Origin of the sequence: Alkalinema pantanalense CENA528 (assembly GCF_050753345.1) — a bacterium.
GTDB classification, from domain to species: Bacteria; Cyanobacteriota; Cyanobacteriia; order Leptolyngbyales; family Leptolyngbyaceae; genus Alkalinema; species Alkalinema pantanalense.
Window position 1 is genome coordinate 21,969 of record NZ_JBLZFX010000061.1, and the last position, 12,610, is coordinate 34,578.

Annotated in this window: 8 protein-coding genes; all 8 read right to left on the minus strand. The window is 51.4% G+C overall.

Annotation, left to right across the window (positions count from 1 at the left end; all coding sequences use genetic code 11):
• Nucleotides 1-7 precede the first annotated feature (7 nt).
• The 8 genes from ACN4EG_RS18015 to ACN4EG_RS18050 all read right to left on the minus strand — a co-directional run bounded on the left by ACN4EG_RS18015 (nt 8) and on the right by ACN4EG_RS18050 (nt 12,440).
• Entirely contained in the window at nt 8-5,710 is a 5,703-nt protein-coding gene (locus ACN4EG_RS18015; RefSeq protein WP_431631492.1) for a putative baseplate assembly protein, read from the minus strand.
• The gene (locus ACN4EG_RS18020) at nt 5,707-8,205 is read right to left on the minus strand and encodes a baseplate J/gp47 family protein (protein WP_431631494.1); all 2,499 of its coding nucleotides are present in this window, start codon (nt 8,203-8,205) and stop codon (nt 5,707-5,709) included. The genes ACN4EG_RS18015 and ACN4EG_RS18020 overlap by 4 nt, the downstream gene beginning before the upstream one ends.
• A gap of 1 nt (nt 8,206) precedes the next feature.
• Nucleotides 8,207-8,563, minus strand: a complete 357-nt coding sequence (locus tag ACN4EG_RS18025) for a GPW/gp25 family protein (RefSeq protein WP_431631496.1) — start codon at nt 8,561-8,563, stop codon at nt 8,207-8,209.
• Between the two features lie 48 nt (nt 8,564-8,611).
• Nucleotides 8,612-8,935: a hypothetical protein gene (locus ACN4EG_RS18030; protein WP_431631497.1), complete on the minus strand. Its 324-nt coding sequence runs from the start codon at nt 8,933-8,935 to the stop codon at nt 8,612-8,614.
• Entirely contained in the window at nt 8,936-9,739 is an 804-nt protein-coding gene (locus ACN4EG_RS18035; RefSeq protein ID WP_431631499.1) for a phage baseplate assembly protein V, read from the minus strand.
• A 428-nt stretch (nt 9,740-10,167) separates the two neighbouring features.
• Nucleotides 10,168-11,304 (minus strand): phage late control D family protein, encoded by a 1,137-nt coding sequence (locus ACN4EG_RS18040; protein ID WP_431631501.1) that lies wholly within the window; start codon nt 11,302-11,304, stop codon nt 10,168-10,170.
• 78 nt (nt 11,305-11,382) lie between these two features.
• The gene (locus ACN4EG_RS18045) at nt 11,383-11,700 is read right to left on the minus strand and encodes a LysM domain-containing protein (RefSeq protein ID WP_431631503.1); all 318 of its coding nucleotides are present in this window, start codon (nt 11,698-11,700) and stop codon (nt 11,383-11,385) included.
• A gap of 131 nt (nt 11,701-11,831) precedes the next feature.
• Nucleotides 11,832-12,440 (minus strand): CIS tube protein, encoded by a 609-nt coding sequence (locus ACN4EG_RS18050; protein WP_431631504.1) that lies wholly within the window; start codon nt 12,438-12,440, stop codon nt 11,832-11,834.
• Nucleotides 12,441-12,610: the final 170 nt, after the last annotated feature.

The following is a 12,610-nucleotide window of genomic DNA, read 5'->3' on the forward strand; positions in this document are numbered from 1 at the left end:
AAGGGGTTTATAGTGCCGGAATTGGCGTAAACAGAAGTCCGGCGGGATTGGGCAGTAGCAATTGGGCTGGGAGCGATCGGTTGGCGGCGAAGTCCCAGCGGGCGGGTTGGGCTAGCAATTGCTGTTCGAGGGCTTTGCTACTGCCGAGGCGGTAGAGGGCATCTAAATCCACAGCGATGATGCCGGGGACTTGTTGGATCGCGGCGATCGCTTCGGAGGCGGTAATGGCTTGACCAAAACGGCGTTGATTGAAGGCGAAGCTGTCGAGTAACCGCGATCGCACTTGGGTTTCGACGGCTTTAGCGTCGTAGCTTTCGTCAATTACCAGGCGAGCTTCGAGGTTAAAGCGGATGGCTTCGTAGGGATCAACTTGCACTTGCTGGATGGGATCGCGGGCTTCATCGATCGCGTCAATTAAGTTGAGATACAAACTGGATTCCAGGGGAATGTCCGCACCATTCACGCCCGCGATCGTTAAGTGAACGACTTGGGCATCGCCATTCCAGAGGGCCACGGATTGGGCTTTACCAATGCCGGCAAAGGTGCGGGCAAAGTCTTCAAAGTCGCGCAGGGATACGATGCGATCGAGGGTGCGGACGGTGCGGGGGACTTTGGTGCGGGCTTCGGCGAGGGATTCGCGATCGGCTCCGCCCGTGGCTGCTAGGGGATTAATCACGGATTGAATGCCCAAGGGGCGAGTTTTCAGCAAACTTAGACGCTCGGCAGGTACGTTCCCGGCGGTTCCGATTCCCGCACGATACAAGGCTGTAACGTTTTCCAGACCCGTTGGGAGGCGTGCGCCCTTGATGCCATCCCCAAAGATGACCCTTGTTGAGCCATCGTCTTCGGTGCGGAGGATATAGCGTCGATCGCGATCGTCCAGGGGATAGAGGGAGGGAGCTGATTTCCACAGCACGCCATCCACGCGCAATTCCAAGGTACTTGCCGAACCTGTGGCCGTTGCAGCGGAGACAAAGGTCAGCGGTTGTACTTTCAAAAAGAACTGCTGATTGGAAACCGTTCCATCGCCACTGCCTAGGGCTTCTTCGGTGGTTTCGCCATGGCTAGCTGCAATGACGTTAGCGTATACCTTAACGGTTGCTGGATCGTAGCTATGCTGTAAGGGATCTGATAGTTCTAGAATGGGTTTTTGTTGATCTTCGGGAGGGGTTTTAATGTAAACTAATTCGCTAACCGGGTCGCGATCCGGTGATGCTGGTAGTAATTTAAGAATCTTGGGTGACGTGGTATCAATCACGCCGACAAATCCATTGCGATCCTGTAGTGCCCAGCGTTGTAAGTTGCCGGGACTGAACCGACGGGGTTCGGGGGCTTGCAGGATTTCCAGGGTGTCTCCGGGTTGGACTTCGACGGTGGTGAAATCTTCCAGCGATCGTAGGATACCGACCCCACCTGCCAAGAGTGTTTTTTCCGATAGTAGGGAACTTAAGTAGGTCAGTAGTTTTTGAAGCCATTGAGTGATTGTGTTTAGCCGCAGCACTCCGTCGGTGACTTCTAAGTGGATGTCTAGCCATTCCAACCAGTTTTGTAGCAGGGTTTGGATCTGGTCTGGCTCGGGTTCTTGTGCACTTTTAGCGAAATATAAAACTCGTATGTCAGTGTTCGTTAAATTGAGATTAACCGCTTCCCACACATCCCCGTTGTTAATCGATCGAAAAACGCCTCCGCTAGCAGTTCCGACCCAAAGTTCACCCGTATCCGAAAGGGTTAAACAGCGAATTTGCAAGTCTGTGAGGTTGGTATTGACGGCTTCCCAACGATCGCCGAGGTTGGTCGATCGAAAAATGCCGCTGCCTGCGGTGCCTGCGAAGAGATAACTTACACTGTAGGAGGTTCGATTGACCAAGGCTGCATTAAAGGCTTGGTTAATCATGACTTGATTGGGTTCTGCTTCATTAATGGCAGTGATGGTGCGGGTTTGTTGGGCTGCAAAGATCAGATCGCCCACTTTCAGAAGCTTGCCGATCGCGGCGGTGCCTTGCAGGGTGGTGCCTTGGCTGGTGATTTTGCCAAAACCGGGCTGATATTTCACGCCAACGGCGGTAATGTGGCAGTTGGTTAAGCCAGTGTAGATTGTAAATTCTGTATTTTTAGCGATGTCAGGACGGAAGGGGACATCAATTACTAAACAGTTGTAATCAGGATGATTTTCAGGGACTTTTTTGATTTCTAAAACCGTTCTAATTTGGCCAGAGACGTTGATACGATCGCCGGATTTGAGTTCAGTCAGAAACGTTGTATTTTTCCCAAATACCCGATTCCCTTGACTGGTGATGGTTCCGGTTCCGGGGCGGATGTCTTTGATTTGTTGCCAAAGGTTGCCTTGATTGGTCGATCGAAACAGGCCGTCCTGCTCCGTTCCCACCAGCATGACGGGGGTTGGAATGTAACTGAGATGTGCGGGAATAGCAATGGCATTGACATCGGTGTTGGTTAACCGGGTGGCCATCCAGGTTTGCCCCTGATCCTCCGATCGAAAAATGCCGCCATTGAAGGTGCCTGCGAGGATAGCATTGGCATTATCGGGGGCGGGGGTGAGAACTCGGATATCGCGATGGGCCAGTCCGGTATTGCTGGCCTGCCAGCGGGTGCCGTTGTTGTCCGATCGGTAAATGCCATCGGGGGTTCCTGCAATGATGACGCCGTCCTGACTGATCAGGGCTTGCACGGTTTGATTCAGTAAGCCTTCGCTGCTGGGTTCCCAGGTATCCCCGCCATCCCGCGATCGAAAAACGCCTTCTCGGGTGCCGACAAATAATATTTGTTGTTTGTTTTGGGTGATGGCTAAAACGTGGGTATTGGTGAGTCCGAAATTAGTTTGCTCCCATTGAATAGGGGTAAGTTGATCGTTGACGGGGGCTTTGATCGATCGAAAGATGCCGCCAATGTCCTGAACTTGGGCTTGCAGGTGGCGTCCGCTGATGAGGAGGGGTTGGTTGGGTTGTAGCCCTTGGATAAATTCTTTGAGATAAATGCGATCGCTCAGCAGGGGATCTTGGAAAATTTTTTCCTGCTGAATTTCGACGGTGAGTTGTTCTGGGGCTAGAGCTAGGGGGTCGCTTTGGGTGAGAACGATCGTGCGGCGGCGATCGAACAATTCAGGACTGGCGATCGCGCGATCGGCCAAGAGGCGGGTTACTTTGTTGGTAAGGAGAAACTGACGTTGCGGTTCGGTGCTGACATCTTTGACTTGCAATCGTTCGAAGGCTTGACCGTTGACGATGATGATTTCGCTTTCTGGCAAAATTTTCGGGTAGAGTCCATCGAGATCGATCGGTTGGTTGGGAATGGCAAACCCTGGCCATTCTGTTTCCACAAATCCAGCAAAGCGACTGCCTGCAAAAATGATCGTGGAGTTTGAGGGATCTTTTGCTGCTAGGGCGGGAATTTCCTGGCGGGTTGCAAGGGTGTTAACTTCTTGCCAATGCTCTCCATTGTCCTGGGTGTAATATAATCCCTGTTCCGTCCCTGCACAAAGATGATAGGTATCGTTCTGTTTATAAAATGCTAGGGACAATACTCTAGTATTCTGTGGCAAACTATTGTGTGTACGCTGCCAGTTACTTCCATCTAATGGCGATTGGTGTAAACCCTCTTCCGTTCCTGCAAACAAAAAATTATCATGTGCGGCAATGCAAAAAGCAGGCTTTTGTAAGTTGAGAGATTCCCATTGTTTCGTATTGGGATTAAAGCGATAGACGCCGCTACTGGTTGCGGCAAAAAGAGTGGTTGATCCTGCGGTACTTGCCTCTCCTGTGATCAGTGCATAAACCACTTGGCCCTGAAGTGTGAGAACCGGTTGCCACATACGATCGGAGGGTAATCCTTCGCTGGGTGCCCAGTACAAGCCTTCATCGGTTCCTGCGAGATACGTCCGTTGACTAGGGTTATCGATGTAGTACTGAGTATTAGCGTTGAGACTTTCCAGAACAAAGGGTTCATTAATGGTAAGACGGTTATTCGATAAGATAGCTGTAATCCGACGGGTCTGATTGCCCACGGTGATGGTGGACTCTCCTGGTACTGATCCAGAACGTTGTAAGGCTTGAAATAATGTGCCACTGCCGATAACGGTTCGTCCTTGACTGATGATTCTTCCTTGTGTAGTTGTGATATCCGATAAACCGTTTGCTCGATTGGTTGCAGAAAAAGATGTACTGTCAGGGAGTTGATATTGCACAAATCCGTGACTGGCAGGTACTCCGAGGAATCCTGATGCAAAACTTTGGGGAACAACATTGAGGGATGTGTTGCTACCGATACTTTGAACTACAAATGTTTGCTGAGGAACGACAACTTCATTGTCAATTTTTTGTTCTAGTATTGTAACTTGACTATTGACTCGTAATTCTTGGCTAAAAATAGTACTTGTACCTGTGATGGTTGTACCACTGCTAGAAATGTTTCCTTGCCCTCGGAAGCGATCGATCTTGGCGGCTAGGGTTGCCCGCACGATCGTATCGGGGAGACTATAATTCCGGGCAATGAATTTATCTCCCGCCTGTTTTTCTGAAATAATTTTTCCGGTATGAATCGGTACCCAGGTTTCGCCATGGTCGCTCGATCGAAATAGGCCGCCACTCGCTGTTCCTGCAAGGATGCGATTAAGTTCGGAGTCGCTATACAGCGTTTGGACATAGGTGTTGGTTAATCCAGTATTACTGGGTTCCCAAGTGATGCCGTTATCGTTCGATCGAAAGAGTCCCACAGGCGTTCCCGCTAACCAAAAATCGCCATGGGCCACTAAACATAAAACATCGGCATTGGGCAGTCCAACGTTGCGGGAGATCCAAGTCGGGGGATTAGTGGGTTGCCCCTCAAAGACACCCCCTTTCAACGTCGCACCCTGAGCTCGTTTCACATCAGGTAACAGATCAGCCCAGTTTGGCGCGTTATTGCCAAAGAACCCTGCTTTTTGTCGGAAAGCTAGAATTTTGGGTTCACGGGGAATTGGATCAATGATTGCTGGAATGGACGCTATCCAAGTCACGATCGTATAGCCTGCGGCAACCACGGGCTCCACGGTTTGCAAACTGAGTAGATAACCGGGACGATCGGGGTCAGCGGCATCCATCAGCAAAATCCAGTCGCCCGCCTGAAGCTGCGTGCTAATGCCTGCGAGATACAGTTGCTGGGTTTCCGGCAGAATGGCCTGGGGACGGGTGAGGCGCGGTTGTAGGGAATTCCAATCGACCCGTGCCGTAAATTCCGCTGCGGTTTCAAAGGTTTGGGGCAATTCATCCTTACTGGGCACGCTCATAATTTGCGTTCCCTTGGGAACCTTAACCCGCTTCGGAGCCGAGGCCGTCTCTTCCACCGTGAAGGCCAAAAACGTACTCGCCGCTACCCCGGGGCTGAGTTCATAGCCGATCGCGCGGGCTAGTTCCAGAACCGATCGCCGTTCGATCGCCGTTCTTAAATAGCCTTCATTAATCAACCGTTCCTGGTAAAACGTCAGTACATCCCCCACTACAGCAGCAGCATCCAACAGCGCCAGCATCGTGTCATCTTCGGTGCGGGTGGTGAGGCGATGCAAGTCCGTGGTTTGATTGGCTTCAGCGGCGGGCACGGGGCAGGATAGTCGATCGAGCAAGCGCTGATAAAACGTTGCGTGATCGCCGATTCGATAGCGTAAACTGGCTAGCCCTGGCCGATTTTGGGGTTGGGCGGGGTCTTGTGGACAGGTCATAGGCCACCCTCCAGATTAAAAATGATTCTGCCGTTTTCCGGTGCATTGGGGTTGTTGTCTAACCGGAGAATTTCCAATCGTTCCATCGTGATGCGACCCATTTCCAATTCCCGATCGGCTTGCTGCCCCCAGCGTTGAAATTGTGTGACTTCTGCGGATCGCACACCTGCAACTTTAACGGCTGTGGCAATGATTTGACTGAGATAAATGGGCTGACCAAAGGTGAAACGATCGGGATGGAAAAAGCCCAATTCTCCTGTGCTGGAAACGTTGCTGCTAAAGGTGTCTAACAAAGCGCGTTTCACCGAGGATTGGAAATAATCCGCAGCCACTTGTACGCCCATGGCAATGTCTAAGGGAATGAAGCGGGGTGCATCAATGGCAATGTCATGGCCCGCTAATCGAAAGCCTTCTAGAAAGTCCAGAAGCTCTTGCTTAAAGGCGGAATCTAATGTCCGGCCCCCAGATCGATCGACGGTAATAAAAATGGTGTACCAACTGCCCGTCCAGCGCCGAGTGGCGATCGCCTGTTGTACTTCGGGATGCTGCTGAGCCGCCTGGGCATAATCTGCTTCGGTGACGGCCCGCTGCTGGACTCGAAAGGCTTGGGGCGCATCCAGTTTGACTTGGTCGATCGATTCGGGTTCTTGGCCTCCAAAGGCGGGTAAGGGATTGTAAATCTCGGTGATTGTGCTTTGAAGATCAACCTCATTGGCAAGTTCCTGAACCACATTGTTGTTAATCAGGTGAGCGATCGCGTCTGCGCCCACGTTCCCTTGGCGACCCTGCCCAATCCGGTAACTGGCCTGTAATCCACTCCGAGGTCGTTTCCCCAAGACGTCATCGCCAAAGCGCAGGTAGGCTTGGCTGTTATCTTCTGTTTCCACAACAAAATCACGGGCAAAGCGATCGCTGTTCAGTAAGTCTCGCTGAACTTGCCACTGCATGGCAGGATTTGCCGTTTCCCAGACCCAAATGGCGGGCTTTGTATCCCGTAACTCCCACTGGAGTGCTGCTTTAGCCGAAGCCTGGGGATCGAATAAAACCCACTGATCGTTGCGATCGCGGACATAGCCCTGTTGCACCAAGGGGCCATAGGTCAAGCGAGGTCGTAGCCGTTGCCAGCCTATGTCCTGGGTCAAATCTTCGATCGGGACGGTCTGGCCTGCATCGGCGAGGACAACGTTACCCCGTACCACGCTGACATCCGCGATCGGGCGACCTTGGGCATCTTGGCCGGATAGGATCAAGTCAAACGGCAGCGCATCCTCCGGTGACCAAGTGATTTCCACGATCGGTAAATTATGCAGTGGATCGATCGCAGCTTTGACGCGGGTTACGTGCACGGCGTGGCGCTGGCTGCGATCGGCGGTTTCCCGATCTCCGGTTCTAGGATGCTTTACCGCTTCAAAAATCAAGACCTTCCCCGGATGCAGCAGCTTATGTAGTTTCGTCTTTTGCTCGATCGGGGTTTCCCGCAGGGTGGCTTGGGTGGCTCCGGCAGGTAAACAGCATTGCCCATCATCCCAGGTATAAAAGCGAATCTCATTAAAAACGGGATCGAGATCAATATCATGTAAGGTTTCGAACACCTGCCCCCCGGCTTCCAGCGCGGCGGGGAGTTTGCTAGGAGAGAGGAGGGATTGGGGATTGAATGTCCGAGTGAGTAGTTGCGCTCCGGATTGCTGCCGTTGGGGATTGGGCCCCGGTAAGGTAAATGTTTTGTTTACATTAATGACAATCCAAGCGCGAGCATTGCAACCATCGTGCATGAAATAATCTAGCAAACGGGCATGACGCCGCACAGAAACCCGTCGCCGTGCGGTACCTAGGTAAGCTTCGGTGGCCACGGCATCCTGGTAATAGCTCAAGTAATCGGCAGCATAGGCCATCAGTTCAACTAGCATCACGCCCACGTCCGCCGGACTGCGTTCCTGCCATTGCGGCAGGGTGACAGCTAGCCGATCGAGCATCAACCGCCGAAAACTAGCGTAGTCTTTGCTTAAGTAATCAATGACGGGGGGCGGCAGCGTTTTGTCTGGGGGCGAGGCGGGGGCGCGACAGTCAAACTCACTAAAGGACTCGACCCCAAAGGAAAACGGGACCTGCGACAATTGGGGATCGAACCCAGAGGGGGGGGCACTGGTGGTAGTCGATTGCACCAGTTGCAGGGTGTAGGTGGACAGATCCCCCGGTTGCTCGACGTGAACCAGTAGCACCTGGCCATAGGTGGTGACGGATTCGACGCGCAGGGTGGGGATGCGACTGCCGCCGGAAATGAGTAGGTTATCGGGACTGAGGGGGGTCGATCGGGGGGGAACCGCTTGGTCCTGTCCCGATCCGGGCAGAGGATGGACAAAATAGACGACCAATGTAGTTTGATCGGCTGCCACTTCTAGGTAATCGATGCCATTCAGCAGGAATTGCCCGTCCTGCCCCTGCCGCACGATCGATCGCCGATGTTCATTTTTGCAGCGGTACTGAGTACTGACCATCTCAGACCTCCCGGAAGAACTGTTCAACCTGTTGCGTTTGGGTTTGCCGTCGGGTGTAGGCGATCGTGATCTGTAAACTAGAGTCGCTGGTTTCAATCTCGATCTCATCGACGATAATCAATTCCCCCAGCCAGCGTTCCACTGCACTTTGCACCAGGAATTCGCTAGCGGCAGCCAATTCTGCACTATTCGGGGCAAAAATCAATTGCTGAATCCCCGTGCCAAAGTCAGGCCGATTGACTCGCTCTCCGGGAATGGTAAACAAGACTTGCTCAATCAAGTCCCGCAGGTGGGGCGCATCTAAGCTTTCTGCGGTGCGGCCTCGGGCATCAATGCGCAATGGATAGCCAATCTGCATGGTTCCTCTTCCCCATCGTGATATTCCCCGTCGTGATATTCCCCGTCGTTACATCCCCCGAACTCTTAGCTGGGCGACAATGACAGTTAAGGGCGTTCCCGTAGGTGCACAGATCGCTTGACTATCTTGTAGCAGCACGGGCATTCCCATCGCTTTGACCCGTAGGGCGGCAAGAATCCACATCCCTGTTAAACAAGGCCCCACATTGGCAGGGGGGGGAGGGTTGGCGCATCCGGCGATGACGTAGGGGGGCGGTTGGGTGACGATCGGGAGTCCCATGACTCGTACACGGGGCATGGGAACGGTGGGTTTGGCCTGTCCCCCATGGGCGCAAATGACTGTGCTGCCTACATTCAGTAAAAAACCGGGCATTTAAATCACCTCCAAAGCACCGTTGTTGACATTGACGGAAATAGGGGAGAGTTTGATGTCGGCGGCGGTATTCTGGAGATCGATTGCAGCGGGCGTAATTTGAACTTTTGGAACGGTGGCGCTGAGTTCGATGCCGGAACTGTTAATTTTTGCGTTCCCTGGTGCGTTATTTAAGTCAATGCCAGAGGCTGTGGAGAGTTTGATGGTGGCAGGATTGCAGGTTAAGTCGATTTCACTAGCAGTGAGCTTGACTTCTGTGGAGCTTTCTTTGAGCTCGATGTTATCTGCGTAAATGGTGGCGGTGGAATTGGCTTTGTTTTTAATTTCTATTTTGTCGGCCATAATTTTTATTGTTGTTTCATCTTTATTGTTTAGGGTAATTCCATCGGCATTGAATATCATTTTGAGGGTTCGATCGACGACGGGAGGCTCTACGGTTAAAGTGACACCTTTGTTATCGCCTAAATTACTCCAAACGAGGGTGATGCCCTCCACCTTGAAGACTTGAACTTTGACGGGATCCTCTACAGTGGCCTCTTTGGGAAGTTGATCCGTTCCCCAAAAACACCCCGCCCAGATAGGGTAATCGGGATCGCCTGCTTCAAACTCGACCCAGATATTACTCTCAACCGGCGGAATCGCGAAAAAGCCGACGTTCTTTCCTGCATAGGGGCTACAGGGCATGGCCCAGCTTGTCTTTCCTTCGCCAAAAATTGCGGGGACTGATACTTGGATTCTGCCAAGTTGAAAGGGATCTTTATTATTCGTGACTTTTCCACGATATTTCCCAAAAAATCTGCGCATAATGACGATTAGGAAGATTGTTGTATAGAACAATACGGTTTTGTGCTGATCAGAACACGTTGGATAACATGACCAATACTGAACCGTTAGCAGAATCTAAAATGCTCAAATCTATAATCCTTAGAATCTTTTAAGAATTCTTAGGTCGGGTTTTAAAAAGACGCGGGATCGGTGAGCAATGGCGGATTGAGATGGAGAACTTCCAGACTAAGCTTGGAGTCGTTGCATACGTTGAATTTTAGTTTTTCCCATCTATTGTTGAGGTTTTTGTTTCAATTTTTAACTCCTTTTTTCACTTCTTATTAGTTGGCGAAGGCGAGTGTATCCCAATGATGCAAATTTGCCCTCATTCCCCAACCCCTTTTCCCAACATAGAGCGGGGGAATGTAGTCCAATTCTTTCAAAGCTCTCCTTATCCCTCCCCTAATTTAAATATCCACGCGCTGGACTCGACTGCCACTCCCTTCCCGTGTGAGCGTAAAATTTTGTTTATAGTCTCCTTTTTGAATTTTATGGGTGACACTTTTGACGTAATAAAGGCCATCTTGGGTTTGGCCCACGCCGCGTAGACCCACTAATCCCCGCAGTCGTAGGATGGCACCATACCGGGCGGTATCCAATTCCCCGGTGATGGTCACGGCACCGTCAACGGCTTGGTCTACGCGGGACTGGGCGATCGACTGGGCTTTTTCAAAGGATTCACCGGAGTCGCGAAATTGCTGAATGCGAAGTTGGGTTTGGGATGAGAGGGCGGGTTTGGCGGCTAGGGCGGGGCGGCGAGTACTGCGGGTAATCGAGATTTCTCGCTTTTCGTTCGTCCGGCGATCTTGAAATTGGCCTTTAAGCTGGGTCGCAGCTAGGGCATTGTATTGAACGCTGATGGAATTGACGTTGGAATAACCCCCTTGGTTGACGGAGAGGGCTTTTTGGGGGGGCGGATTGCGTTTGGGGGGGCCCCAGTAGGCGAGGTTCGATCTCAGGGCTGGCCCTGCGGTGACATAGAAAATAAAGGAATGGACGCCCGCCAGTTGTTGAATATAGGACAGGTCGGTGCCCTGCTGGGTGGGAATGCGATCGTTCTGGGAGGGTTGGTCGTTAAATGGGGGCGTGATTACTTTGGGGATCAGGCCGTAGCGCTGATAGCGGGCCAGAATTTGATTCACAATAATCACATCACTTTGATTGGTGTGTTCGACCGATCGCTCTTCCAGATCCATCATGATGCTGACATCTTCTCCCGTCAGGGTCAGGGTGGAACCGCCGAGGTCTTGGCTGGGGGCAAACTGTTGATTGGTAATGATGCCATCCATGAGGACTTCAGCGGTGGCGTTGATGGTCATGACTACAATGACGCGATTAAAGGGCTGGAGTAATGGATTCCCCATGAGTTGGTAGTCTTTGCGATCGCGGTTCGATCGCCCGGTTTGAAATACTAACTGGAAGCCCGATCGGCCTGAATCGTTGTGAGACACCTCCACGCTTTGCAATGCCTCCATCAGTTCCCGAGGGGCAGGCTTGACGTTTTGAGGGCCGATGTAGAGGGTTAGGGTGACACCTAGGGGCATAGTTTGCTCCTTAAGGTTTTGGGAAAATTTGTGAGGGATAAACCCTAGGAATCCGCTTGGGATAAGCTCAGAGTCTGTTTAAGCTTGGGGAATGGGAATTCGGAGTCGGCGGTTGGGATCGGCCAGTAAGTCTTCGGGATTCATGGCGTTGTTGGCATCGCAGACCTGCCAAAATTGTTCGGGATCGCCAAGGGCGTCGTGGGTGATGAGATCTAAGCGATCGCCTTCTTGCAGAATAACTTCGCTTAAAACGGGGAGATCCCGGCCTTGGGGGAGAAAGCGACGACGTTTATAGGCGATCGTTCTGCGATCGGCGTCGGCATTGGTGGGTGTGGGCGTATTGGGCGTGTATTGTACGGTTTCTAGGTTGTAATAACGGCTGGTGTGTTCAAACATAATGGTTCTAAAGCTAGGTCTAAAGATGGTTCTAACGTCATTTCGTCATTGCTGCTAAATCCGTCGTCTCGATCTCTGAATTGCAGTATCTTTGCATAGAAATTCGTTAATTTTTCTGTTGAACTCGTTGCCTATTTTCGACCCAGTTTTTCCAAATTTTGATGATAGTTGAGGAAGAGCTGGGAGCCTTGATGGGATGTGGGTAAATCATCGTAGGTTAAGACTCGCAAGCCAATGGAAACTTTGGCTCGAATTGGATTGAGATTGATATCATAGGCTTCTTCGGTCACAGTAAAGTCGGTGATTCGGACGGGGAGTTTCCGTTGTTTACCCCAGATGAGGAGGGTGAGGGGCGCTTCGGTGGGCACGACTTCTAGCATGCCTTTACCCAAATTACTAATATTTTTTTTCACTTGTTCAACATCGGGATAAATGAGGTCTTCTAAGGCTGATAATTGCTGATAAATTCCTAATTTAACGGCTGTTCGATCGCCTTTTTCTAAATCATCAGTGGCGTCAATTTCAAGGTCAAATTTGAGGGTCTGGGCGGGGGCTCCCTTCAGCCGCAATGCTTCCGATCGAGCTCCACCTTCATTTTGTGTGGCCTGTATTTGCAGGGTGCGCGAGACGGTTTCAGGGTTGTATTGAAAGGAAATGGTACTGATGACTTTCTTAGAGGGTAAGGCTAAGGTCATCAATGTTCCTTGCAGGAGTTTGGGTGAGCCGGGAAAGGTACTCATCAGCAAATTCTCTTGGGCTAAATTCTCTTGGGCTAAATTCTCTTGAGCTGTAAAAACTTAAAATTTGCTTGGGTGATAACGCTAACTTGGCTGGTAACGCTAAGGGAACAGCGTATAAATAAAATCCCAATTGGGTGGGGGGTAGGAGAGTAAAAGGGTAGGAGGGTTGG